Genomic DNA, 24,247 nt, shown 5'->3' on the forward strand with positions numbered 1-24,247 from the left:
AAACTGCCGCGCCCCCCATTCCTGTCGTCAGCGCGCCGTCCAGCCGCCGTCCACGTACAGCTCGGACCCCGTGACGAAACTGGAGTCGTCCGAAGCGAGAAATGCCACCGCTCCCGCGACCTCGTCGGGCCTGCCCAACCGGCCCATGGGGGTGCCCTCGACCATCGCGGTGTGCCGGGGCGTGCCCTTCCACAACTCGCGGGAGAGGTGCGTCTCGATGAAGCCGGGGTGGATCGAATTGACGCGGATGCCGCGCGGGGCCCAATGCAGCGCGGCGTTCTTCGTCATCAGCCGAACCGCGCCCTTCGCGGCGTGGTACGAGAACTGGCTTCCGAAGCCGCCGACCGTTCCGAAGATCGACGCGACGTTGATGATCGAGCCACCACCGGAGCGTTCGATCGCGGGCCCGCCATGCTTCATGCCGAGCCAGACACCGCCCTGGGTGACCGAGATGACCCTGTCCCAGGACTCCTGCGTCTCCGTTTCCACGGTCCGCATCTCCGCGATGCCCGCGTTGTTGACCAGCACGGACAGACCGCCGAGGTCGGTGACCACCCGCTCGACCGCGTCGCTCCAGGCCTGTTCGTCGCTCACGTCGAGAGGGTGGCTCAGGGCCCGCGCACCGTCGGCTGTCAGCTCCTTCACCAGCTCCTCGCAGCGGCGGGCATCCACGTCGGTCACCACCACCGTGGCGCCCTCGGCGGCCAGGCGACGCGAGACAGCACTGCCTATGCCGCCTGTCGCACCGGTGACCAGCGCGATCTGTCCGGACAGTCGGTCCTGCATGAAATCTCCTTCGTTGCGTGCGTCAGCGGTCACGGCAGCAGTTCCAGGCCTGAGTGCAGCAAGGCGGGCACTGCGGTGCCGACTCGCTCGAATCCGGCGCCCACGGTCTGTCCGGCGAGGTAGCGGGCGTGGATGCCCTCCGCGATGACGGCGAGTTTGAAGCAGCCGAGGGCCTGGTAGAAGGCCAGGTCTGTGAGGTCCCGGCCGGATTTCGCGGCGTATCGCTCGGCGAGTTCGTGCCCCGAGGGGAAACCGGGATTGGCCGTCGGGACGTGGCGTGCCCCGAGGACCGGTTCGCACGTCGGGTCCCAGTACATGAGCAGCATCCCGAGGTCGGCGAGGGGATCGCCGAGCGTGGCCATCTCCCAGTCGACGATCGCCGCGATCCGCCCAAGGTCGCCGGGCGCCAGGATGGTGTTGTCCAGACGGTAGTCGCCGTGGACGATCGCCGCGGCGCCGCTCGTGGGCACCGCGCGGGCGAGTCGGCCGTGCAGTACGTCGAGGCCGGGAAGCGCCCGCGTGGCGACTTTGTCCCACTGGCCGCGCCAGCGTCGCACCTGGCGTTCGAGATAGCCCTGGGGGCGGCCGAAGTCGCCGAGCCCGACTGCGTCGGCGTCGACCGAGTGCAGTGCGACCAGAGCGTCCACAAGTGCTTCCGCTGCACCCCGGACGTCGGCGGCTGGCAGGGCGGCGGCCTCGTCACCGTCACGCAGGACCGCTCCCTCCACGTAGTCGACGACGCAGAAGGGTGCTCCGATCACTTCGGGGTCCCGGCAGGACAACACGGCTCGGGCGACGGGGACCCCCGTGCCGCCGAGCGCTGCGACGACGCGGTATTCGCGATCCATGTCGTGCGCGGTCGGTGTCAGCACCCCCAGCGGCGGCCGGCGCAGCACCCAGCGGTGCGGCCCATCGGTCACGGCGTAGGTGAGATTGGAGCGCCCGCCGTGCAGCAGTTCCAGACTCAACGGGCCCGTGCACCCAGGGGCATGGCGCAGGAAGTAGCGCTGAAGAGCGGGAACATCGACGCCGACCACATCCGATTCCGACGTCTCGGGCGTGGTCACGATGCGGCCCGCCGCTCGTTCGCCGCCCGCACCGCGCGCTTGGCGATCGCCCAGCGGTGGGTCTCGGAGGGCCCGTCATAGATGCGGAACGGACGCACCTCCCGGTACAGCCGCGACAGTGGGGCGTCCGCCGAAATGCCCAGGGCGCCGCACACCTGTACGGCCCGGTCCACGACGCGGTTCACCGCTTCGGAGACATACGTCTTGGCGATCGAGGTGTGCTGGGCGGCCGAGCGCCCTTGGTCCAGTTCCCAGCAGGCACGCCACAGCACCGCCCGGCTGGTCTCGATGTCGATCTCCGAGTCGGCGAGCATCTGCTGCACCATGCCCAGCTCGGCCAGCGGTTGGCCGAAGGCCGAGCGGCCGGCCGCCCGTTCCAGGGCGATGTCCTGCGCGCGCCGCGCCACCCCGAGCCAGCGCATGCAGTGCGTCATTCGCGCGGGTCCCAGGCGCACCTGGGCGTAGGTGAAGCCCTGGTCCACGGCGCCCAGCACGGCGCTGTCGGCGACCTCGCAGCCCGCGAAGACGATCTCGCTGTGACCGCCGAACAGGCCCTGGTCCAAGGTGTCGATGTTCCGGACGATCTTCATGCCCGGGTTGTCGGCGTCGACGAGGAACATCGTCGCGCCGCCCGCGTCACCGGGGCTGCCGCTGGTGCGGGCCATGCAGATCGCGAACGCGGCGCCGTCCGCCCCGCTGATGAACCACTTGTGACCGTCGATCCGCCAGCCGCCCTCGATCCTCGTCGCGGTCGTGGCCAGCGCACGCGGGTCGGATCCCGCGCCGGGAGCCGGCTCGGTCATCGCGAAGCAGGAGCGCACCTCACCGGCGGCCAGCGGGCGCAGATACCGAGCCTGCTGCTCTTCGGTGGCCACCACTTCGAGCAGGTGCATGTTGCCTTCGTCGGGTGCCGCGCAGTTGAGCGCGAGCGGTCCGAGGAGCGAGTACCCGGCCGCTTCGAACACCACCGCCTGCCCGCAGAGATCCAGCCCCAGTCCACCCCACTCCACGCCGACATGCGGGCCGAGCAGCCCTGCGGCACGAGCCGCTTCCTGGAGTCGGTGGCGGAGCGGCTCCGGTCCGGCATGGACGTTCCCGTCGCACGCCTGCTCTTCCGGGAGCACTACATCCCGTACGAAGTCTGTGGTGCGCCGGGCGATGCCGGCGACCCTCTCGTCGATCTCGAACCCGATGGACACGTTCACTCCAGAGCTAGGCTAATGACCATTAGCCATCACAAGGGTTGAGGGATGAACGTGTCAAGACTGCGGGCTATAGTGACTGTTCCATGGGGCACATTTCCGGCTAATCATTGATAGCTTCAGGAGTCCACGTGAGTACAGCGCAGGGCGGACCGTACGAGCGGGCGCACCGGCCCACGCGGCCGGAGGGCGCACCCACCGTCGACCGAAGGTCGGCGATCCGGCAGGCCGCGCTCCGGCTCTTCGCCTCACAGGGGTACCGGTCCACCACGATGACCGACATCGGAGCCGCGGTCGGTATCCGTGGCCCGAGCCTCTACAAACACGTGGCGTCCAAGCACGAGTTGCTGGCCGAGATCATGATCGACACGATGGACCAGCTCATCGCGGACAATGCGGCGGCCGTCGCCGGTACCGACGACGTGCGCGAGCAGTTGCGCCGCTCCACTGAGGCGCACATCCGCTACCACGCGCGCCATCGTCTGGAAGCCTTCGTCGGCAACCGCGAAATCGGCAGCCTGGAGCAGGCCGACCAGGACCGGGTGCTCAGCCGCCGAAGCGACTACGAGCGCCGCTTTCGCGAACTCATCGAGCGGGGTGTGGCCGAGGGCGCCTTCTGCGTGCGGTCGGCCAGAATTGCCTCGTACTCGATCCTCGACATGGGTATCGGTGTGTCCAGCTGGTTCCACGAGGGCGGCGAGTTCTCCGTTGACCAACTCGCCTATCACTACGGCGACACCGCACTGCGCATCGTGGGCGCGCGGCATCCGGGCCCCGCGCCCCAGGAACATGACTTGCCTCTCGGATGACGAAGACGACGCCACGGCGGAGGTCGAAGGCCCCTGACGACTTGGTCCGGGTCAAGCTCCTGGAGGCAGTCGTCATGGTGACGGTGACGGCTTCGGAGGCCGTACCTGCGTAGCCGCCGCCCGGACCGCCGCCACCACCCGGTCCAGGGGTACGCCGGTGGGGACGGTTACGCCCAGCGCGGCGATCGTCCCCACCGGGCCCCGCACCGGAGCGGCCACCGACACCTCGCCCAGCCGGAATTCCTCGGCGCAGACCGCGAGACCCGCTGCCCGGATCCGGGCGAGCTGGCCGGAGAGGACACCCGGGGAGGTCACAGTGTGCCGGGTGTGCCGGGGCAGTTCCGCCGGCGGGATGGCGAGCAGCACCTTCCCGTACGCCGTCGCGTGCGGCGGTGGCCGCTCCCCGCTCACCAGGCACAGCACCCCGTCGGCCGACGGGGCGGAGAGCACCGCCAGATCCGGGTGACCGCCGGTGCGGGTGCCCAGCGCCCGCAGCGCCGGGAGCGCCGCGTCGAGGAGTCCGCGCGGGCAGGGCGCCGCCGCGCCGAGCACCCGAAGCCGGAGCCCGAGCCGGTACCTGCCGTCCGCGCCCCGCTCCAGACCGCCCCACGCCACCAGCTCCCGCACCAGGCGCAACGCCGTCGGCGCCGGGAGCCCCGTGCGGGCCGCGATGTCGGTGAGCCGCAGCGCCGCCGGACCGCCGCCCTCGAAGGCGTCCAGCACTGAAAAGAGCCGTCCTGCCACGCTCTCGCCCAACTCCCTGCCCCTGTCTTTTCGTCGGGTTCCACTCAATGGAAGCCGGGACTTCCCGCCCCCGTTCGGTCCGTACGAAGCTCAACGCATGAACCTCGGTCTCGCTTCCGACACCCTGCTCTCCACCACCCGGGCTGTCCGCCACCGGCTCGACCTCACCCGGCCGGTGCCCCGTGCACTCCTGGAGGAGTGCGTCGACCTCGCCGTCCAGGCGCCCACCGGCCGCAACCGGCAGCGCTGGCACTTCGTCATCGTCACCGACCCGGTCCGCCGGGCCGTCCTCGCCGACCTGTGGCGGGCGAGTCCGGGGGTCCCGGAGGCCCACCAGCCGCTGCCCGACCGGGACGTGCGCCGGGCCGAGGTCGCGCCGGGCGTGATGCAGCGGGTGTACACGGGCGTCGAGCACCTGTACCGGCATCTGCACGAGGTACCCGCCTACGTCATCCCCTGCGTCGAGGGGCGCACCGAGGGCCTCTCCGTCACCCACCAGGCCGGCACCTGGGGGTCGATCCTGCCCGCCGCGTGGAGCTTCATGCTGGCCGCCCGCGAGCGCGGCCTCGGCACCGTGTGGACGACCGGAAACCTGCCGCTGGAGCGGGAGTTCGCGGAGGCGCTCGGCATTCCGTACGCGGAGGTCATGCAGGCCGCCTTCATCCCGGTCGCGTACACCGTCGGCACCAACTTCCGCCCCGCCCGACGGATCCCGCGCGAGCAGGTCCTGCACTGGGACCGCTGGTGAGCGGTCCGGCAGGCTGTAGCCCTCTACTTGGCTACCGGGCGCATCGAAACGGACTTCCCCGTCACAGCGGTACGGACGTTGATCGGATGCCCTCTCAGGCCTGAGGCCGGAGTACCTGGGTGTGCGTGTACTCCTCATGGCGGAGCGCGGCGATCAGCCGCAGCAATCGGGTGTGAAGGCGTTCACTGCCGTCGAATGCACGATCTGTCGGCTGCCCGGGTGGTGGTTCTGCCATCGGGTGCCGGCAGCGAGGGAGACCCGCACCTGCGCTTCTTCAGGAGGTCGGTGCGTCGAAGCCGCTGGCCCAATACCGGCCGTGCAGGCCCAGGTCGAGCAGCATGCGTACGACGTCTTCGGCCGGAATCGGCGGTGTCTCCTGCTCCGCCCACCATCGCAGGACGGCGATCTGTTCGCCCACCCAGACGCGGGCGAGGAGACCGGGGTCGATTCTCGGCTCGACCGCGTTTCGTTCTGCGCGGTCCCGGAACTCCTCGGCGGTCGCTTGCGCGAGGGTGTCCATGAACATCTGGAGCGGCTTGCCGTCGCCTTCGCCGCGCAGAACGATCCGGTAGACGTCGCGCTCGTCGCGGGCGTGCCGCAGCATCTCCAGGACGGGCTTGCCGGTGAAGCCGACCGGGCTGTCTGCCATCGCGGGGCGCAGCCGCTCGGCGAGCTCGTCCAGGAGGTTTCCCGTCACCCGTGCGAAGAGATCCTCCTTGTCCCGGAAGTGGCTGTAGAACGTGGCCCGGCCGACGTCGGCGCGCTCGGTGATGTCCTCCACCGTGAGCGAGCTGAAACCGCGCTCCAGCACCAGCTCCACCAGAGCCGTGTTCAAGGCCCTGCGGGTGCGCCGTGTGCGCCTGTCCTCAGCCATTGGTCCCCCTCGTCGCTCTGCGCCGGTGATCGCGGATGAGTCTAGGCGACTCTTGACACTTCACACGTTACCGAACAAGCTGTTCGGAAACATTCAGCGTGTCTCCAACTGGTGGAGGCGTGCTGTTCCCGGCTCTGGAGTACGTCCATGAACCTCGGCACCTATCTCACCCGCAGCGCCCGCTACTGGCCCGACGAGAGCGCACTCGTCTGCGGAGACCGCGCCTGGACCTTCGAACAGTTCGACCACGCTGCCAATCGCCTGGCTTCCGCACTGATCTCCCGCGGCCTGCGCCCCGGCGACGCGGTCGCCTCCCTCGCCTGGAACCGGGGTGAGCTGGTGGAGGTCGAGTTCGCCCTCTACAAGGCGGGGCTGATGCGGGCGCCGATCAACGCGCGACTCGGCCGCGGGGAGATCGCCCACATCCTGCGCTATGCCCCGGTGCGGATGCTGATCTTCGACGCCGCGCACCGCGAGGACGCGCTGGCCGCGATCGCGGAGGCGGGGACGGACTGCGTACCGGTACTGATCGATGCCGCTCCGGCCACCGACCAGGCCGTCCTGACCTACGCCGATCTGCTGTCCGAGGGCGCCCCTGCTCCGGTTGCGGTCGAGATCACCGAGGACACCCCTGCGGTCCTGAACTTCACCTCCGGTTCCACCGGCGCCCTCAAGGCGGCCGTGCAGACCGTCGGGAACCGGCTGGCGAACATGCGCAAGCAACTGATGAGCGACGAGTCGCGGCCGCGGCCCGGCACCCGGTATCTCGCTTGTGGCCCCATCACCCACGCCACCGGAATGGGCCTGCTGGCCGGCGTCTTCGGAGGTTCGACCACCTACGTCCTGCCGACCTGGAGCGCCGAGGCGTTCCTGGACGCGGTCGAGAAGGAGCGCATCACCGCCACCTTCCTGGTACCGGCCATGCTCAACATGGTGCTGGCCCACCCCGGAGTGGCAGATCGCGACCTGTCGAGCCTGACCAGCGTCCGTATCGGCGGCGCCCCCGTATCGCCCCAGCGGCTGAGGGACGCCGTCGCCCTGTTCGGCCCGATCGTCGCGCAGGGATACGGCCTGGGCGAGACCACCAGCGTCGTCGCGGGACTGACCGGCGCCGAGATCGCCCGGGCCGTCACCGACGACCCCGAGCTGCTCCAGTCGTGCGGCCGGGCCTCGTACGACACCGAGATACGGGTCGTCGACGAGGCCGGCCAGGAACTCGCACCGCGCGCCGTCGGCGAGGTGATCGTCCGCGGTCCCGACTGCGTCCGCGAGTACTGGCAGGAGCCGGAGCTGTCGGCCGAGGCCTTCCGGGGCGGCTGGGTCCACACCGGTGACCTGGCCTGGATGCGCGAGGACGGCTTCCTCTTCATCGTCGACCGCAAGAAGGACATGATCATTTCGGGTGGCTTCAACATCTACTGCACCGAGGTCGAGGGCGCCCTGTACGAACACCCCGCTGTCCGGGAGGCATGCGTCATCGGCATCCCCGACGAGAGGTGGGGCGAAGCGGTGAAAGCCGTCGTCGTGCCGCACGAAGGCCGAGGCGCGAGCGAGGAAGAGCTGATCGAGTTCTGCGCGCAGCGACTGGACCGCCTCAAGAAGCCCCGGACCGTGGACTTCGTGGCCGAACTGCCCCACAACCGCAACGGCAAGCTCGACCGCAGGGCCGTTCGCGAACCGTTCTGGGCAGGCGCCGCCCGCCGCGTGAACTGACCCGCCGCCCCCGGACCGAGGAGAAACCCCCGTGACGTTTTCCCTGCGCCCCACCTACGACGACCCGCACCTTGCCGCCCTCGTCGACAAACTCCGCAACTACCTGGAAGGCGAGCTCGCCGACTACGAGCGCGACCGCGGCATCACCCCCGCCACCAGGCTCACCCGCGCCGACCTGGAACCCGTCTGGCAGCGCAGCCGCGAACTCGGCTTCTACGGCATCCACCTTCCTGAGGAACACGGCGGCCAGAACCTCACCTACACCCAACTCGCCGCCCTCAAGGAGGAGATCGGGGCCGGCGGCCGGGTCCTGGGCCACAGCGTGCTCGGCGACATGGGCGGCCCCCTGCGAGCCGGAGACATCCTGCGGCACGCCACCGAACAGCAGCTGAAGACCCACTTCCTCCCCGTGGTCCGCGGCGAACGCGCCTGCTGCTTCTCGCTCACCGAGACCGACGCCGGCTCCGACGTCCGGTCCATGCGAACCACCGCCCGACGCGACGGCGACAGCTACCTCCTCGACGGCCACAAGGTCTTCTCCTCCGCCGGCCCCTTCGCGGACTTCGCCATCGTCGTCGCCCGCATGGCAGGCACAGGCGAGACCGAGGGCGACAAACCGCTCTTCTCGGCCTTCCTCGTCGACCTGGACAGCCCCGGCTGCCGGGTCGAGGACGGGGCGACGCCCATGTCGGGCGAGCACATCGAGAGCGACATCGTCCTGGAGAACTGCCGTATCCCCGCGGAGAACCTGCTGGGGGAGGAGGGCAAGGGCATGCGGATCGCCCTCGGCAGGGTCACCGTCAACCGACTCCTGCACTGCCCGACCGCCCTCGGCGCGACCCGGCGGGCCCTCGATCTCACCCTGCAGCGCACCCGCCACCGCAAGGTCGCCGGCCAGCCGCTGCTGATGCTCCAGGCCATCCAGCACAAGGTCGCCGACATGGCCACCGAGCTCTACGCCGCCCGCTCCATGACGTACGCCGCGCTCGCGGCCCTCGACCGCGGCGCGGATGTCCGTACCGAAGCCTTCATGTGCAAGTTGTTCGTCGCCGAGTCCGCCTTCCGCATCCTCGACGAAGCCGTACAGATCCACGGCAAGGAAGGACTCACCCAGGGCAACGAGATCGAGTACCTCTTCCGAAAGATCCGCATGTTCCGCATCCTCACCGGCACATCCGAGATCCAGCGCAACGGCATCGCGCACAGCCTCGCCTTCCTTGCCTGACACCCTCCGAAAGGATGTCCCGCCATGCCCACCCGGTGGAAGAAGGTCGGCATCGTCGGCGGTCTGGGTCCCCTGGCCTGCGCGCATTTCTACGCCCGCCTCGTCGGACTGACCAAGGCCGACAGCGACAGCGGGCACCCCGAAGTGATGCTGCTGTCGAGCCCGGACGTTCCCAGCAGACTCGCTCACCTGTTGGAGGGCGGACCCAGCCCCGTCCCGGCACTTCAACGCGTCGCCCGACGGCTCGAGCGGGCCGGGTCCGAGGTGATCGCAGTTCCGTCCCTCACGACCCAGGCCTTCCTCGACGAGATCGCGGAGGCGGTCGCCATCCCGGTGGTCGACATGCTGACGGCGGTGGTCGAGCAACTGTGCGCCGCCGGCGTACAACGACCCGCTCTCGCCGTCACCGACGGCACCCGCGGAGCGGGCGGTCTCCACCAGGCTCTGACCGCTGCCGGCCTGACCCCCGTCTACCCGGACCAGCACGTCCAGGCGCGAATCCAGGAGTGCGTGACGCTGGTCAAGGCGGGCCGAACCCATGCGGCCCGGGTGCGGTTCCGTACCCTCGCGGCCGCTCCCTGGGCAGCGGCCGGGGACGCCTTCGTCATCGGTTGCACGGATCTGTCTCCGCTGCAGGCGGACCTTCCGCCAGGTGGCCATGACGTCGGTGACCTCTACGCCCGTGCAGTCCTGGCGCGGGCGGCCACCCCTTGAAATCACGGTTCGTGAAGCATCTCCCGTCCACCCTCACCAGCTCGCCGGCCTGACAACGGCTGCATTCATCGAGAGGGATCCCATGACCACGGACACAGCTGCCGCGTCCTCCCCGCCCGGCCGAGGCAAACGCAGGAAGAACCTCACTTTGCTGACCGCGTCCACGGCGATGGACAACGCCGAGAGCAGCGTGGTGACCGTCTTGTTTCCCCTCATGCGTGAGGCCATGGGGCTCACTTCGTCTGCCCTGGGCACCATCGTCGCGGTGGGCAAGGTGGTCGGTATGGTCTCCGGCATCCCCTGGGTCCTCCTCGCTCGCAGGTACTCGCGCAAGGTGGTCCTGGCCACCTGCTCCGGTTTCTGGGGCATCTGGGTCATTGCCGCCGGCTTCTCCACCTCCTTCACACAGTTCGTCCTCCTCTACGCCATCGCGGCAGCGGGCTTCGCCGGTGCCGGCCCCATCGCGCTGGAGATTCTCGGAGACATCTACGGCGACAGCCGTCGCGGCGGCGCGACCGGACTCCTGTACGGAGGCGTCGCCCTCATCGCGGGCTTGAGCGCACCGCTCTTCGGCCTGCTCTCCCACAGCGCCGACGGATGGCGTTACGGATACATCGCCTCGGGCACGATATGCCTGGTGGTCGGTCTGCTCATCCTGATGCTGCTGGACGACCCCGACCCGGCCGAGGACGAGATTCGCCCCGCTCTCGACGCCATCGAGAGCAAAGCCCGATCCGTGCGCAGCGGTCTGCGGGAACTGCTCGCCACCGGGACCTTCCGCCTGATCCTCGTGCAGCGACTCTGCTCCGGCCAGAACGTCATCATGAGTTTCGGCGTGGTCTTCCTGGTCGAGGAACGCGGCTTCTCCACAGCGACCGCCTCGATCGTCGCCCTTCCGTTTGCTGTCGGCTACCTCACCGGCACCGTCCTCGGTGGCAGGGTCAACGACCGCGTGCACCGACTCCGGCCCCGCAGTGGACGGATCGTCATGCTTCAGGCCGGCCAACTCGCCTTCTCCGTTGTCGCGTTCGTGACCACACAGGTGGACTGGGGCGGCGGCATCGCGGTCTACGCCGTGCTCTTCGCGCTTCTCGGCCTTCTCCAGGGCCAGGTCCCGGTCGTCAACCGCCCGCTCATCATGGCGGTCGTCCGTCCCGAACTGCGCGCCCTCGCCTTCGCGGTATCCGTCACGACCGTCGAAGCCCTCGCCTATGCCGGGTACGCGCTGCTCGTCGGACACCTCGGCGACACCATCGGGCTGCAGAGGGCCCTGCTGGCCGTCACCGTCCTGCTTACCGCCGCCAACGGGCTGGCCTCAGCAGCCCTGTACCGGCCCTACGCCCGGGACAGAACCGCCATCGCGAAGCCGCTGACCAGCAGCCTCGGCCCCTGACCGCCGTCCCTGCGACTCCACGCTCCGACAACCCGTCCGACTACTCGCACAGCGCACCGAAGGAAGTTCTGGTCCCGATGAACGACAAGACCTCGCACGACCTCGTCATCCGCAACGGCGTGCTCATCGACGGCACCGGCACCGCGCCCGTACCGGGCGCCACGGTCCACGTCGTCGACGGCCGCATCGCCTGGGCGGGCCCGGAGACCGACGCGCCCCGGCCCCCGGCAGGAGCGGCTGTGATCGACGCCCAGGACGGCACGATCCTGCCCGGCTTCATCGACTGCCATGTGCACCTCGCCGCACCCGGCGGCGAGATGAGCCGCGTAGCACTCGCCGCGATGCCGGCCTCCCTGCGCACGTATCTCACCACCCCGAGGCTCCTCGTCACGTTGATGTCGGGCGTGACAACGGCCCGCGACCTGGCGGGACTCGACGCGGGCTTCAAACAGGCGGTCGACCGCGGCCTCGTCGCGGGACCGCGTCTGCGGGTGGCCGTGGCCATGATGTCGACCACCGGCGGCCACGGCGACTTCCGGATGCCGGACGACAACGGTCCGGTCGAAGCCTCCGTCAGCCGTATCGCGGACGGTGTGGCCGAATGCCGCCGCGAGGCACGAAACCTCCTCCGGCAGGGCGCCGACCTCATCAAGATCGCGGCCACCGGAGGGGTCGGCAGCCCCACCGACCAACCGGACGACGAGGGCTTCACCGAAGAGGAGATCCGGGCCATCGTCGGGGTGGCCCGTGCCCACCGCGGCAAACGGGTCGCCGCCCACGCGCAGGGCCGCGGCGGAATCCTCAACGCCCTGCGCGCAGGCGTCGACAGCATCGAGCACGGCTACCAGCTCGACGACGAGATCATCGACCTCATGCTCGCCCAGGGAACCTACCTCGTGCCCACCCTCTCCACCGCCACCCACACCTTCGACCCGGCCACCACACCGCCGTGGACCCTGGCGAAGAAGAAGCAGTGGCAGGGACACGCCCTCGCCTCGGTTCCCCGGGCCATCGAGCGCGGCGTGAAGATCGCCATGGGCACGGACTGCGGTATCGCCGCACACGGAAACAACCTCCGAGAGCTCGGCCACCTCGCCGACCACGGCATGGCACCCATGGACGCGATCCTCGCCGGTACATCGGTCGCCGCCGAACTCCTCGGCCTCTCGCGCGAGATCGGGACCCTCGAAGCCGGCAAGCGCGCCGACCTCGTCATAGCAGCCTGCGACCCGCTCGCCGACATTCATGCACTGGGCGACGCCACGAACATCCCCGTGGTCGTCAAGGACGGCGAAGTCTTCAAGAACACCCTCGGCCACTGACCCTGCGAAGCACACCGGAGAACGCGCCCATGTCCCTCGCCCGCACCGCCCTGGAACTCGCAGCAGCGCACGACTCCGCCGCCACCCACCGCCTCTACCGGGATCTGCACGCACATCCGGAACTGTCAGGAGCCGAACACCGGACCGCCGCTCGGGTCTGCGCGGCGCTCCGTGCCGAAGGTATCGAGTGCACGGAGGGAGTCGGCGGCACCGGGGTCGTCGGTGTGCTGTCGAACGGCCCAGGACGCACCGTACTCGTCCGTGCCGACATGGACGCACTGCCCGTGACCGAGAGTTCGGGCCTCCCGTATGCGTCCACTGTCAACGGGGTCATGCACGCCTGTGGGCACGACGCGCACACCGCCATGCTGGTGGGCGCCGCCCAAGCCCTGGCGCGCGGCGGACAACACTGGAGCGGAACCGTCGTCTTCGTCGCCCAACCCGCCGAGGAGACCGGTGCAGGAGCGCTGGCCATGCGCGACGACGGACTCCACGAGCGATTTCCCCTCCCCGACGTCCTCCTCGCCCAGCACATCAGTGCCGGCCCGATCGGACTCGTCGCTCATGTGGAGGGTCCTGTCCTCGCGGCGTCGGCCTCCATCGACATCGTCGTCCACGGGCGCGGCGGTCACGGCTCGCGCCCCGACACCACAACAGATCCCATCGTCATCGGCGCGGCGATCGTAGGTCGGCTGCAATCCATCGTCGCCCGCGAGATCGCGCCCCGCGAGACGGCCGTCGTCACGGTCGGCCGCTTCCGCGCCGGCACAGCCAACAACGTCATCCCCGCTACGGCCGAACTCGGACTCACCGTGCGGTCAACCTCCAGCGAACTGCAGGAGCAGATCCTTGCTGCGGTTCAACGCATCGTGCGCGCCGAATGCGAAGCAGCCGGCGCGACCGCTGGGCCCGACATACGCATCGTCAAGTCGATGCCCGCGACAGTCAACGATGCCCGGGTGGCCCGGAGCGTGGCGGACATCCACACACGCATGTTCGGAAGCACCCGGATCATCGACCCGGGCCCGGCAATGGGAAGCGAGGACTTCTCCGAACTCGCACGCACTCCCGACGGGCCGGCCATTCCGTACCACTACTGGTTTCTGCCCTCCACGCCCCTCGCCGTCTGGAACGTAGCCCTTGGGCAGTCACCCATGGCGAAGTTCGGCAACGTGCCCAGCGCCCACAGCCCGAACTTCGCGCCCGACCCGGCGGTCCTCGACCACGGAGTCGCTGCGATGACGGGAGCCGTCCTGGCAGAGCTCACAGTCGACCCCGAAAGGAGCTGGTCCGGCTCACAGTGACGGATCTGCCAACCGTCGCAACCCTGAGGAGCGGGGATTCGTTCCGCAGCCGAAAGGGTGGCGGGTGGAGCAGACGTTCGGGACCCTGATACCGCACCGGTGCCTGGTCCGCGACTACGAACACCGCCCGGCCTCCTCCACCTCACGCGTCCACTGGGCCATGACCGACCCCATAGCTCGTCGGCTCACCGACTCGAGCACGCTCACCTGGCGCGTTCCGCAGGAGGCCGGCGCGTGAACCTCAACCCCCTCCTCCAGGCGCTCGACTTTCAGGAAGACGCAACCCGGGCCCTGGCCGGCGATCTCCGCACCCAGATCGACACCCTTCAGACCCAGCTCCGAGAGGCCGAACTGCGTCTGGAACACCTCGCCATCACCCGCACGACCATCACCGGTCTCGCCGACTGAATCCCGGTCCAAAGCCCCGACCCATCAGGGAGTCCGGAGCTGCCCGAGCACCCGGACTAACCGCGCATCCTCGCCGTCTTCAACGACACCACCGGCCTACTGAGAGACCTCGACATCTGCCAGGCCCTTGACTTCGAGCTCCTGCCGAAACACATCGAACGCACCCGAGCCAAGATGAAACGCCTGGTCACACCAGGAATCCTCGCCGAGGCCGAGCCCGGCACCTTCAGCAAGAAGCAGTAACCAAGTCCGGAACGGACATCAACTCACGAACCGCCCACTGAGGACTAGGCGCGGGGGCCGCCGGCCCCGTCCACCTCGATGTTGCGAACCCTTCCGGGCTGATGAGGACATCCTCTCGCGTGCCAGCTTCGCCGGCCGGTGTCCGTCCAGGTCCGGGGAGGCATCCGGCCGCTAGTGGGGAAGCTCGCGGCCACAAAGTGCTAGAAAGGGACCGCCTACGGGGAGTATCCACAGGCCACCGTCAGTCTGCCGTTCCGTTCGCACCGAGCGATATGCCTCCAAGAGGCGTATACAGGAAGGAGGGACGCGCGTGCAAGAATCCTACGCGCTGCCGGGGGAATCCTCTGGCGACGGAAAATCCGTACACCGGAAACACCTCCGAGTCGGGACTGGCAGGACGGATGCGGCCGGTCCCGAAGCCACCTGTCGGACATCCCGGAAGCCCGCTGCGTGCTGGAGCCCGACGGCCGAGCTCGTTCCTGACGGCGCATGACCGTGGAATGACAGATCTGCCGGGTGTCCGTATTCCCGCATCGATCGGCACGACGCGTCCTTTACGTACTCGCCCCGCCGTGCCGGAAACTCCGGCCACGGCGACACGAGACTTCCGGGACCCCACCCGGTGCAGGTGGTTGTGGAGGGTGTCTCGGTATACGAAGCGGAGGAGTCATGGCAGACGACACCACGCTCGCCATCTACGGCATCTTTCCTGAGGGCGCGCTGCAGTGGTACCGCCACAACGGGCGGTCGGATGGCACCAACCGGTGGACCGCCGGAGGGGGCGGAAACAACGTCAGCGACGGTTGGAACATCTACAGCACTGTATTCAGCGGCGGCAACGGCGTTGTCTACGGCGTCACGCCCGAAGGTGCACTCCAGTGGTACCGCCACGACGGATACACGGATGGCACCAACCGGTGGACCGCCGGGGGAGGCGGAAACAACGTCAGCGACGGTTGGAACATCTACAGCACTGTATTCAGCGGCGGCAACGGCGTTATCTACGGCGTCACGCCCGAAGGCGCGCTGCAGTGGTACCGCCACGACGGATACACGGATGGCACCAACCGGTGGACCGCCGGGGGAGGCGGAAACAACGTCAGCGACGGTTGGAACATCTACAGCACCGTATTCAGCGATACCGCTCAATCCGTTGCCGAGCCCGTCGCCTCCCCACCCGTTGCCGAGCCCGTTGCCTCCCCACCCGTTGCCGAGCCCGCTGCCTCCCCACCTCGGCCGGCGTCGGGCGGTCTTCTCGGGGCATTCGTCCGCAGCGGTGGTGCCAAACGACTCGGCAAGATACGTGTGCCGGCGGCAGCGGTGCCGGCCGAGGAAATCATCTACAAGCGAAGCGTTTTTGACGCGGCTGGAGTCCTGGTCGTGCAGGAAGGGAAGGTAGCGGCTGGACCCAATACGCCTGTGCCGGTCGGCCCCCTGCACGTGCCTCGAGAGAGCTTCTCCTACAGACACACCTTCGTCGACGAGTCTGGAGCGCTGAGAGCGCGTTCCGGAGAAATAACGGTGACGGCTGACTTGCGACTGCAGATCGGCATCGTGAAACTCGAAGGCTCGGTCGACGGAGAGACTCTCACCGCAAAGGGTTACGCCGAAGTAGTCACGGTCAGGGTTGACGGATCGGCCTCGTTTGGTGCTCCAGGTGCTGGGGGGAGCGCTACTGGACATGCCGTGGGGCCTAATGCCCATATGTCCGGGGAGGCCGGCCCGGATGGAGTGGGTGGGGAGATCGGCCTGTCCGCGGGCGAGATCGGCGGGCAACTCGGCGTAACGATCGGAGGCCAGCCTTTCGGCGTCGGCGGTGAGATCGGACTCAAAGCAGAGCTAGGTCTGCACTGGGCGGCGACAAGCACTCTCAAGCTGCCTCTCATCACGATCAGTGGCCCGAATCCGCTGGCTGGGGTGACATCGTTCGCTGTAGGCGCCGTAAACAACCTCGCTCGAGACCCGGTAAGGACCGCGGAGCAGGCGATCAACGACATCGCCGGTGTTGGCACGGACGCGGTCGAGGAGGTCGGCCAGATAGTCAAAAGCATCGCCGGCATCTTCGGAGACGACGAGGACGAGGACGACAAACACACTGTGACCAGGGACGAGTGGGGGGACCCGAACAAGCATGCGCCGCCCGGTCAAGTACTTTTTGACAGGTGAGGTGACAATTTCGGCAGGCCACCTGACCGGCCTCCCCAGACCCCGCCTCAAGCAGGGGGACGCCGCCCAAGGGCGGGCGCGATAGTGGACGCTTGCGGGACCCGCCCCTCACCGGTGGGATGTGACGTCGCGTCCGATGGGCGCGGGGGCTGGTCGGGTGGAGTTCGGCGCGGGGCGTATCTCGGGGACCGAGAGGCCGAGCGCTGCGGCAAGCGGGCAGATCGCGCCGCATCCGATGCAGAGCATGTCCGCTCCCCACATGGCCACCGTGAGGCCGACGGCCGGGAAAAGCACGGGCCCGAGGTACCCCAGCCGCGTGCATCAGCCAGGAGCACCAAGCCGGTGGCGACCGGACCGCTGAAGCACATCTCGCTCAGCCCGATCACCGTGACCAGCGGGGCGAGCGTCCGGTGGCGGCGGACCTTTCGCAAACCGTCACTCAGCTCCCGCCAGGCGGAGACGCACTGAGGTCGATGCCGACGCTAAGGGCTGTCCCGTCATCCCCGGCGGGCTCCCCGCCGGCGTCCTCCATTCGGAGTCCGGGTCAACAGCAACCAGCAGGGAGTTCACCCGAGCCGAGGAGCCGGCGGCCGTGTCGACGTCAACTGTGTGAAGTTGCGCGTGGCCCGACGGTTGGGCGGCGTGGAATCAGGTCCGTCACGCCACTTGTGGCCGGCCGGGCCAGCGTAGTCAGTGTCGTGTGATCGGGGGAGAGGGAGCAGGCCGGGTCGGTGCGGGAGGCGTCGCCGGTCAGGGCGAAAGCCTGGCACCGGCAACCTCCGAAGTCCTGGTCGCGTCGTTCGCAGGTCCGGCATGGCGAAGGCATCCAGTTGGTTCCTCGGTAGAGGTTGAACGCTTTGGACTCCTCCCAGATCCAGCGCAGCGGGTGGTCCTTCACATTGACCGGATCGAGTCCGGGCAAGGTGGCGGCCGCAGGGCAGGGCAGGACTGTGCCGTCCGGGGCCACGGTGAGGGAGACGGCCCCCCAGCCGCCCATGCAGGGTTTGGCCACCCCGTCGAAGTAGTCCGGCGTGACCCAGACGATCTCCAGATCTCCGCCGAGCTGCTCCCGCCATGTCTTGACGGACTCCACGGCACGGGCGAGCTGGTCCCGGGCAGGCATCAGCGCCTCCCTGTTGAGGAGGCCCCATCCGTAGAACTGGGTGTTGGCCAGCTCGATCCGGTCCGCCCCCCATCGCAGCGCGAGCTCCACGAGACCGTCTACGGCGTCCAGATTGTGCCGGTGCAGCACGGCATTGACGCCCAGGGGAAGGCCGGCCGCCTTGACGAGTGCAGCTGCGGCCTCCTTGGCGGCGAAGGCCCGGCTGCCGGCAATGCGGTCCGAGGCCGCGGGATCTGCGTGCTGGACCGAGAGCTGGACGCTGCGCAGCCCTGCGCCGGTCAAGGACCGTAGGCGATCCTCCGTGAGCCCTGAACCGCTGGTGACCAGCTGGGTGTAGATGCTGGATTCCTCCGCACCGGTGACGATCGTTTCGAGGTCCTTGCGGAGCAGCGGCTCTCCTCCTGAGAGATGAGTCTGCAGGACGCCGAGATCCGCAGCCTGGCGAAACACGTCCACCCAGTGGGCGGCGGTCAGTTCGCTGGACCGGCGGGTCAGTTCCAGCGGGTTGGAACAGTAGCCGCAGTGCAGCGGGCAGGCGTGTGTCAGCTCTGCCAGGAGTCCCCAGGGGGGTGTGGCCGTGGTCACCGGATCCAGCCTTCCTTGCGCATCCGTTCCACGAACGGAGCCACTTCTGCGTCCACAGGGGCTCCGGGGAATCGCTCCTGAAGCTCGTCGGTGATCCGTGCGACCGTTCGTGTGCCGTCGCAGAGTTCCATCACGTGAGGGGCGCTGCCCGTCAGTACGACGACGCGTTCCGGCATCAGCAGTACGTGGTTGCCGCGCGCCCTGTCGTAGCGCAGGACGATGGCGGGTGCCGGCTGCGGGCACCAGCGGTCAAGGGCATGAGCGGTCAAAGTGAGCTCCCCGGTCGGCTCCCGTGCTCGACGGCATCCAGCAGTGACCACAGGACGTCACATTTGAAGGAGAGGGCCGACAGGGCGGCGAGCTGTTCGGCGCGGGTCCGCGCCCAGTCGGTCACCCAGGTCAGCGCCTCGGCGCCGTCACGGCGCCCCTGTGGAACCCGGCTGCGGAAGTAGGCGAGGCCCGACTCCTCGATCCACGGGTAGTGGATGGGGAAGGTTTCCAGGCGGGTCATCATGATGTTCGGCGCGCACAGCTCGGTGAGCGAGGACGCGACAGCCTCCAGGGCGGGGCTGAGTCGGCAGAAGTTCACATAGCCATCGACGGCGAACCGCACCCCGGGCAGCACGCTTCTGCCCGACTCCAGTTCGGCGCGGTCAAGGCCCACCGCCTCGCCGAGCCGCAGCCAGCGCTCGATACCGCCCTCGCCTTCGGCCAGGCCGTCGTGGTCCTGGATCCTGCGCAACCAGGAGCGCCGCATGGCCGGCTCGGGGAGCTTGGCGAGGATCAGTGCGTCCTTCACGGGGATGCCGCGCTGGTAGTGGAATCGGTTGGCGACCCAGGTGCGCAGCTCAGCGGGGCTGAGCCCGCCCTGGTGCATCCGCACGTTGAACGGATGGGTGTCGTGGTAGCGGCTCTGCGCGCGCTCCCGCAGTTCACGCTCGAATGCGGCAGGTGGCAACGGGCTGTCGTCCGGCGGTGCGGCGGATGCTGCGTGATGGGGCGGGCGTGCGGGTGCGGTTGTCATAGTTCGATCACCATGCCGTCCTGTGCCACTTCGAGCCCTCGCTCCACGAGGACGCCGTGCTGTGGGGCGAAGGGATCGACCAGAGGGTTCGTATTGTTGAGGTGGGTGTAGATGCAGCGGGCCGGCAGCCGGGCCAGCCGCTCGGCGGTGCCGTCGGGGCCGTCGACGGGCAGATGCCCCATCCCGGTGGAGCTCCGGGCCGAGATGCCAAGCCGCCGCGGTTCCTCGTCGTCCCAGAAGGTCCCGTCGACGAAGACGCAGTCGGCTCCGGTGGCCTCCTTCGCGAAATGCTCGGTCCAGGCCGCGAGCGCCGGTGCGTAGAGCGCAGTCGTGCCGCTGACGGGGTCATGGAGCCGGGCAGCGACGACCCAGGTGTCGTCCTCCTTCGCGTCGGCTGCGTACCGGGGACGCTTGGTGGACAGGGGCACGGCGGACACCTCGATCCCGGCGACCACGGCCGGAGTCCGCCCGGCCGGTGGCAGATCCCGCCAGGTGAGTGTGGTGTACGGCGTGAGGACGGTGTCCAGGGCCAGGCGTTCACGCAACGCCTGCCGCACGGGTGCGGTGGCGTAGATCTCCACGTGCCGGGCCTCCCGCAGTCGTAGAAGGCCCAGGGTGTGGTCGAGTTCGGCGTCAGTGAGCAGGACCCGTACCACGGGCGTGCGCTCCCCGCCGGCTCCGGGCCGGAGTTCGGCGTGGGCCTCCAGGTGGTCCGTGATGTCCGGGCCCGCGTTGACGAGGAACCACGAGGACGGATCGTGCCCGAGGACGGCGAGCGAGTCGTGGCTGCGGCGGCGGGCGGGGTGGGCGCGTGCCCCGGAACATCCGGGGCACGCGCAGTTCCACTGGGGAACCCCTCCACCCGCGGCCGTGCCCAGCGTGAGCAGGCGCACGGAACCTTCTTCTAGAGGGCGTTGAGGGAGTAGGCGGTGACCTCCATGGCCGTGTCCACGACCGTGAAATCGGGCGTGGCCCAGCCTTCCGGCGTGGCGGCGGGAGTCTCTGCCTGCTGCTGGGGTGCGGTGGATTCGAGCATGGTCGGTATCCCTTCAGAGAAGCGGAACATGGGGCGAGGAGAGGGGAGGCGCGGGCCGGCCGGACCAGGCCGGGAGGCGGCCCGACAGTTGTGACGCGAGCAGTGCTCCCTGCTCTGGAGGCGCAGGCGACGGACTCTGCTAACCGTTGTACGGTTTCTACGATCCGTCAGATGGATCGATGGTTACGCTATGCCTGCGCTTCGGCCATGGCAAGAGGGGGGAGGGGACCGATGCCGCCCCTCTTGCTGGGCGTTTCGGACAAGCTGGTGCCGCAGCATGGCCAGGTGGTCGGACAGCCGGTTTCCGGGCCGGGTGGAGTGCCCTACTTGCAGAACGGCTTCATTCCCGCGGCCGATTGGATGCCGCCGATGATGAGCTTCTGGAACTCGGCCGCGCCGGCGAAGGACCCGTCCGTGGTGAACTGCTTGGCGTCGTGGCCCAGGGTGGTGGCCCAGGAGCGCCCGCCGTCGTAGTACTGGCACCATGCGACCGCGTGCTCATTGCCGTGGCCGGGGTGGCTGTAGTTGCCGGCCACGCCCTTCGCGAGCGTGCTCTCGTCGACCTCGGCCAGGACGCGCACCTTGGTGGGGGCGGGCACCAGGTTGTACCACTCGTCGGTGAAGTTCCAGCGGGCCGGCAGCTCCTTGGTGGAGACGTCTTTCCGCTCCACCGTTCGCACGGTGCCCAGCTGTGAGGGGCCGTGGTCGTAGAAGTTGGCGTTGCCCAGCAGGCCTTCGTACCAGGGCCAGTTGTACTCGGTGCCGAAGGCGTTGTGGAGTCCCACGAAGCCGCCGCCGCCTCGGATGTACTGGCGCAGGGAGGTCTGTGCGGCGTCGTCCAGGGCGTCCCGGCTGGTGGAGAAGAAGACCACCGCGTTGTACTTGAACAAGGTGTTCGGAGAAGCGAGTTGGGTGACGTCCTCGGTGTAGTCGACCTGGAAGCCGCCCGTCTCTCCCAGCTTGATCATGGACTTCTGGACCACGTTGGCGTCGGTGAGCGGCGGGTTCAGGCCGGTCGCCAGAGCGGGGCCCAGATTGGCGTGACGGGGCCCGGCCGTACGGGTGTAGAGCAGGACCCGGTACCCCTCGGCCGGATCGAAGTTGCCCCAGTCGTGGTAGCAGTCGGGATCCAGGCCGCGGCACACCCCGTAGTCGGGGTCGCCCAGTTCCTTCGCCCCGGTGCCGATCCGGCCGTGGGCGACGCTGAGGGTCCCGGTCGCGAGGAGTGCCGCGACCATGGCGACCGCCATCCCGAGTGTGGCGAGGACGGCCGTGCGGGTGCTCAGGGCTCTCGCCCGGAGCGTTCTTCCTGACATGAGTGTGCTTCCTTCTTCTGTGGTGGATGGCGTGCGAGACCGGCACGCTGAAGAGGCAGGCGTTGGGGGCGCGCCGGCGAGTCGGCGGGCAGCGGCCGCACGAATGGGCCGGAGGCGTTACGCGGTACTGGGAGGGCGCGCCCCGACAATGTCTGCGTCTGGGTGAAGGTGAGGATGGCGGCACGGTCGGGCCGCGTGGGAGGGGCTAGGAGACGACGATCTTGCCGGTGCTCTGGGGGGAGACCGGGTCGTTGTAGAAGAACTCGCCCGCCGTGTCGAAGGTGTACGTGTACGACTCGCCCGGCATCAGCAGCCCGGTGTCGAACTCGGCCTCGAAGAAGGCCACCGCGCCGTGGGCGGTCCTGTTGCCGGCGGGGTTGGTGAACGTCACCGTGGTGCCTCGGGGGATGGCGAGGTGCTGCGGTGACATGGCGTTCTGCGACACGAGGTTCTCGGTGGTCCCGGGTGCGCCCTTCGCGCTGTCCCAGACGCGGCCCAGGGTGACGGTGTTGCCCGCCGTGGCGCCGCTGACGGCGGCTGCCCGGATCTGGTTGCGCTTCGACGGGGGAACCGGTGCGGGCGCCGGGGCGACCTTGCCGCCGATTTTGAACGCCCACAGGTGGTCCCCGCGTGGGATGTCCGGGTAGGGCAGCCCGTTCCCGCCGGCCAGCACGGCCACGTACTGCTCACCGTCGACCTCGTACGTCATCGGGCTCGTGTTGACGCCCGCTCCACACTGCCAGGTCCACAGCTCCTTCCCCGTCGCGTCGTCCAGTGCGGTCAGCACGCCGTCGGGACGCCCCTGGAAGAGCACGCCGCTCGCGGTGCTGAGGACGCCGTTGCCGTGGGCGAGCGACCAGTCGCCCTCCTGTCGCCAGGAGACGGTATTGGTGCGCGGGTCGACCGCCACGACCCCGCCGGCGAAGTACTCGCCGAGCGGGCGCGCGGTGTTGACCCTGCCCTCATGGGTGTTGGAGTAGGCCGAGTTGATCAGCCCGTATCCCACGTAAACCAGCCCCGTGCGGTGGCTGAAGGACGGGGACGACCAGTCCGCGCCGCCGCCCGCGCCCGGGTAGAGGATCGTCGGCCGGTCCCAGTGCACCTCGAAGAGACCGCCGGTGGCGTAGAACGGCACCGGCCGGGTGGCCTTGTCGATCCGCGGCTCGGTTTCGACGAAGGGCTCGCCGCCCGGGAACGGCTGGGTGGGGGCGGTCTTCTGCGCCGCGTGCTGCGGCACGGGGCGTTCCTCCATGCCGTGCACGGGGTCGCCGGTCGCACGGTCGAGGATGTAGTACATCCCGGTCTTGCTGCCGTAGACGACGACTTTGCGCTTGCGCTTCTCGATCTGGATGTCCGCGAGAACCGGCGACATCACGCCGTCGTAGTCCCAGATGTCGTGGTGGACGGACTGGAAGTGCCAGCGCCTCTTCCCGGTCTTGGCGTCGATGGCCACCAGACAGTTGGCGAAGAGGTTGTCCCCGCCTCGGGTGGAGCCGTCGGTGCGCGGATACGGATTTCCGAACGTCCAGTAGACGAGGCCCAGTTCGGGGTCGACCGCAGGGTGGATCCAGCACACGGCCCCGCCGGTCTTCCAGGTGTCACCTTCCCAGGTGTCGTGTCCGAACTCGCCGGGTCCGGGTGTGCCCCAGAACGTCCAGGCGACTTCGCCGGTCGCCGCGTCCAGGCCGTAGCCGCGGCCCCGGGCGCCCGCGGTGCTGCCCTGGGTGCCGACGTAGATCATCCCGTCCCAGTAGACGACCGCGCCGGCCAGGCTGCCCCTGCTGCCGCCGCACTGGCCGCTGGCCGGGTCGCACCCGGGGTCGCCCTGGTCCTCGATGAGCATCTCCCTGGTCCACACGACCGCGCCGGTCCGCTGGTCCAGGGCGTAGACGATGTTCTCACCGGAGATGGTGAAGGCGAGGCCTTGGCCGAGTGCGACCCCGCGCATGTTGGTGGTCTCGCTGCCGACGCTCGTCTTCCATTTCACCGCGCCGGTACGCCCGTTGACGGCGAGGATGTTCTGCTGGGTGGTGGCGACGTAGAGCACGCCGTCCTGGGCGACGACGGCGCACTGCTGGGCGCGGCCCGTTTCACCGCCCTCCAGGTTGATGTGCCAGGCCCCGCCGAGCTGCTTCACGTTGCGCGGGGTGATCTTCTTGAGGGCCGAGTAGTTCTGGTTGGCCAGGTTGCCGCCCGCCTTGGGGAAGTTCTTCGCGGTCGCCTCGAACGCCTGCCTGGGCACGGGTGTTGCCAGAGTGCCGGTGCGCGCTTCGGCGGCTTGGGCGGGGGTGTTGAGTACGGCGATGCCCGCGGTTGTGCCGGCAGCGGCTGTGGCGAGAAAACTGCGTCTGTCCATGAACCCTCTTTCGTGACATGACCCTGCCGAGTTGCGGTCCACCTGGTGGTCCGGTGTGGCGGCGAGGGGAAGAGAGAGCGGGAAGCGGA

The 24,247-nt window shown here is 68.9% G+C and carries 22 protein-coding genes and 1 pseudogene; 11 read left to right on the forward strand and 12 right to left on the reverse strand.

Translation table 11 applies throughout. From position 1 onward, the window contains the following. Nucleotides 1-27 precede the first annotated feature (27 nt). From ACFWFI_RS12435 to ACFWFI_RS12445, 3 genes are read right to left on the reverse strand one after another with little or no spacing between them, the layout of a single operon-like run. Nucleotides 28-786, reverse strand: coding sequence for an SDR family NAD(P)-dependent oxidoreductase (locus tag ACFWFI_RS12435; protein ID WP_387388334.1), 759 nt, complete (start codon nucleotides 784-786; stop codon nucleotides 28-30). Nucleotides 787-815: 29 nt separating this feature from the next. Next, nucleotides 816-1,853 (reverse strand): phosphotransferase family protein, encoded by a 1,038-nt coding sequence (locus tag ACFWFI_RS12440; RefSeq protein ID WP_387388337.1) that lies wholly within the window; start codon nucleotides 1,851-1,853, stop codon nucleotides 816-818. Beyond that, the gene (locus tag ACFWFI_RS12445; protein ID WP_387388340.1) at nucleotides 1,850-3,052 is read right to left on the reverse strand and encodes an acyl-CoA dehydrogenase family protein; all 1,203 of its coding nucleotides are present in this window, start codon (nucleotides 3,050-3,052) and stop codon (nucleotides 1,850-1,852) included. Before ACFWFI_RS12445 ends, ACFWFI_RS12440 begins: the two co-directional genes overlap by 4 nt. A gap of 134 nt (nucleotides 3,053-3,186) precedes the next feature. Between ACFWFI_RS12445 and ACFWFI_RS12450 the strand changes: the two genes are divergently transcribed. After that, entirely contained in the window at nucleotides 3,187-3,864 is a 678-nt protein-coding gene (locus ACFWFI_RS12450) for a TetR/AcrR family transcriptional regulator (RefSeq protein ID WP_387388342.1), read from the forward strand. A gap of 72 nt (nucleotides 3,865-3,936) precedes the next feature. On the opposite strand, the gene ACFWFI_RS12455 is transcribed toward ACFWFI_RS12450, so the two are convergent. Next, complete coding sequence (locus tag ACFWFI_RS12455; protein ID WP_387388344.1) at nucleotides 3,937-4,608, reverse strand: IclR family transcriptional regulator; 672 nt, start codon at nucleotides 4,606-4,608, stop codon at nucleotides 3,937-3,939. Nucleotides 4,609-4,705: 97 nt separating this feature from the next. Between ACFWFI_RS12455 and ACFWFI_RS12460 the strand changes: the two genes are divergently transcribed. Continuing rightward, nucleotides 4,706-5,356 carry a nitroreductase family protein gene (locus ACFWFI_RS12460; protein WP_387388347.1) on the forward strand — a complete coding sequence of 217 codons (651 nt, stop codon included), beginning with the start codon at nucleotides 4,706-4,708 and terminating at the stop codon, nucleotides 5,354-5,356. A 274-nt stretch (nucleotides 5,357-5,630) separates the two neighbouring features. On the opposite strand, the gene ACFWFI_RS12465 is transcribed toward ACFWFI_RS12460, so the two are convergent. Then, on the reverse strand, nucleotides 5,631-6,230 hold the full coding sequence (locus ACFWFI_RS12465) for a TetR/AcrR family transcriptional regulator (RefSeq protein ID WP_387388349.1): 600 nt from the start codon (nucleotides 6,228-6,230) through the stop codon (nucleotides 5,631-5,633). 147 nt (nucleotides 6,231-6,377) lie between these two features. On the opposite strand from ACFWFI_RS12465, the gene ACFWFI_RS12470 reads away from it, so the two are divergent. The 9 genes and pseudogenes from ACFWFI_RS12470 to ACFWFI_RS12510 all read left to right on the forward strand — a co-directional run bounded on the left by ACFWFI_RS12470 (nucleotide 6,378) and on the right by ACFWFI_RS12510 (nucleotide 16,718). Then, a complete protein-coding gene (locus ACFWFI_RS12470) occupies nucleotides 6,378-7,943 on the forward strand; it encodes a class I adenylate-forming enzyme family protein (RefSeq protein WP_387388352.1) in 1,566 nt (521 codons plus the stop codon). A gap of 31 nt (nucleotides 7,944-7,974) precedes the next feature. Then, entirely contained in the window at nucleotides 7,975-9,168 is a 1,194-nt protein-coding gene (locus ACFWFI_RS12475; RefSeq protein WP_387388355.1) for an acyl-CoA dehydrogenase family protein, read from the forward strand. Nucleotides 9,169-9,192: 24 nt separating this feature from the next. Then, nucleotides 9,193-9,882, forward strand: a complete 690-nt coding sequence (locus tag ACFWFI_RS12480) for an aspartate/glutamate racemase family protein (RefSeq protein WP_387388357.1) — start codon at nucleotides 9,193-9,195, stop codon at nucleotides 9,880-9,882. Between the two features lie 82 nt (nucleotides 9,883-9,964). Continuing rightward, nucleotides 9,965-11,275 (forward strand): MFS transporter, encoded by a 1,311-nt coding sequence (locus ACFWFI_RS12485; protein WP_387388359.1) that lies wholly within the window; start codon nucleotides 9,965-9,967, stop codon nucleotides 11,273-11,275. A 77-nt stretch (nucleotides 11,276-11,352) separates the two neighbouring features. After that, nucleotides 11,353-12,597 (forward strand): metal-dependent hydrolase family protein, encoded by a 1,245-nt coding sequence (locus tag ACFWFI_RS12490; protein ID WP_387388361.1) that lies wholly within the window; start codon nucleotides 11,353-11,355, stop codon nucleotides 12,595-12,597. Nucleotides 12,598-12,626: 29 nt separating this feature from the next. After that, nucleotides 12,627-13,901 carry an amidohydrolase gene (locus ACFWFI_RS12495; protein WP_387388364.1) on the forward strand — a complete coding sequence of 425 codons (1,275 nt, stop codon included), beginning with the start codon at nucleotides 12,627-12,629 and terminating at the stop codon, nucleotides 13,899-13,901. A gap of 13 nt (nucleotides 13,902-13,914) precedes the next feature. Further along, nucleotides 13,915-14,139 (forward strand): annotated as a pseudogene (locus tag ACFWFI_RS12500) (IS5/IS1182 family transposase); the annotation flags it as partial. Next, entirely contained in the window at nucleotides 14,136-14,309 is a 174-nt protein-coding gene (locus tag ACFWFI_RS12505) for a hypothetical protein (RefSeq protein ID WP_387388366.1), read from the forward strand. The pseudogene ACFWFI_RS12500 and the gene ACFWFI_RS12505, both read left to right, overlap by 4 nt. A gap of 912 nt (nucleotides 14,310-15,221) precedes the next feature. Beyond that, the gene (locus ACFWFI_RS12510; RefSeq protein ID WP_387388369.1) at nucleotides 15,222-16,718 is read left to right on the forward strand and encodes a tachylectin-related carbohydrate-binding protein; all 1,497 of its coding nucleotides are present in this window, start codon (nucleotides 15,222-15,224) and stop codon (nucleotides 16,716-16,718) included. Nucleotides 16,719-17,319: 601 nt separating this feature from the next. On the opposite strand, the gene pqqE is transcribed toward ACFWFI_RS12510, so the two are convergent. The 7 genes from pqqE to ACFWFI_RS12545 form a co-directional block, all read right to left on the reverse strand. Continuing rightward, a complete protein-coding gene (pqqE, locus tag ACFWFI_RS12515; protein ID WP_387388372.1) occupies nucleotides 17,320-18,426 on the reverse strand; it encodes a pyrroloquinoline quinone biosynthesis protein PqqE in 1,107 nt (368 codons plus the stop codon). Further along, nucleotides 18,423-18,695 (reverse strand): pyrroloquinoline quinone biosynthesis peptide chaperone PqqD, encoded by a 273-nt coding sequence (pqqD, locus tag ACFWFI_RS12520; protein WP_387388375.1) that lies wholly within the window; start codon nucleotides 18,693-18,695, stop codon nucleotides 18,423-18,425. Before pqqD ends, pqqE begins: the two co-directional genes overlap by 4 nt. Further along, nucleotides 18,692-19,450 (reverse strand): pyrroloquinoline-quinone synthase PqqC, encoded by a 759-nt coding sequence (pqqC, locus tag ACFWFI_RS12525; protein ID WP_387388378.1) that lies wholly within the window; start codon nucleotides 19,448-19,450, stop codon nucleotides 18,692-18,694. Before pqqC ends, pqqD begins: the two co-directional genes overlap by 4 nt. Further along, nucleotides 19,447-20,343, reverse strand: coding sequence for a pyrroloquinoline quinone biosynthesis protein PqqB (gene pqqB, locus ACFWFI_RS12530; RefSeq protein WP_387388381.1), 897 nt, complete (start codon nucleotides 20,341-20,343; stop codon nucleotides 19,447-19,449). Before pqqB ends, pqqC begins: the two co-directional genes overlap by 4 nt. 11 nt (nucleotides 20,344-20,354) lie before the next feature. Further along, nucleotides 20,355-20,486 (reverse strand): pyrroloquinoline quinone precursor peptide PqqA, encoded by a 132-nt coding sequence (gene pqqA, locus ACFWFI_RS12535; protein ID WP_387388383.1) that lies wholly within the window; start codon nucleotides 20,484-20,486, stop codon nucleotides 20,355-20,357. A gap of 323 nt (nucleotides 20,487-20,809) precedes the next feature. After that, a complete protein-coding gene (locus ACFWFI_RS12540) occupies nucleotides 20,810-21,802 on the reverse strand; it encodes a ThuA domain-containing protein (RefSeq protein ID WP_387388385.1) in 993 nt (330 codons plus the stop codon). A gap of 205 nt (nucleotides 21,803-22,007) precedes the next feature. After that, entirely contained in the window at nucleotides 22,008-24,158 is a 2,151-nt protein-coding gene (locus tag ACFWFI_RS12545) for an outer membrane protein assembly factor BamB family protein (RefSeq protein WP_387388388.1), read from the reverse strand. Nucleotides 24,159-24,247 lie beyond the last annotated feature (89 nt).

The sequence above is a fragment of the Streptomyces sp. NPDC060209 genome, assembly GCF_042728155.1.
Taxonomy (GTDB): domain Bacteria; phylum Actinomycetota; class Actinomycetes; order Streptomycetales; family Streptomycetaceae; genus Streptomyces.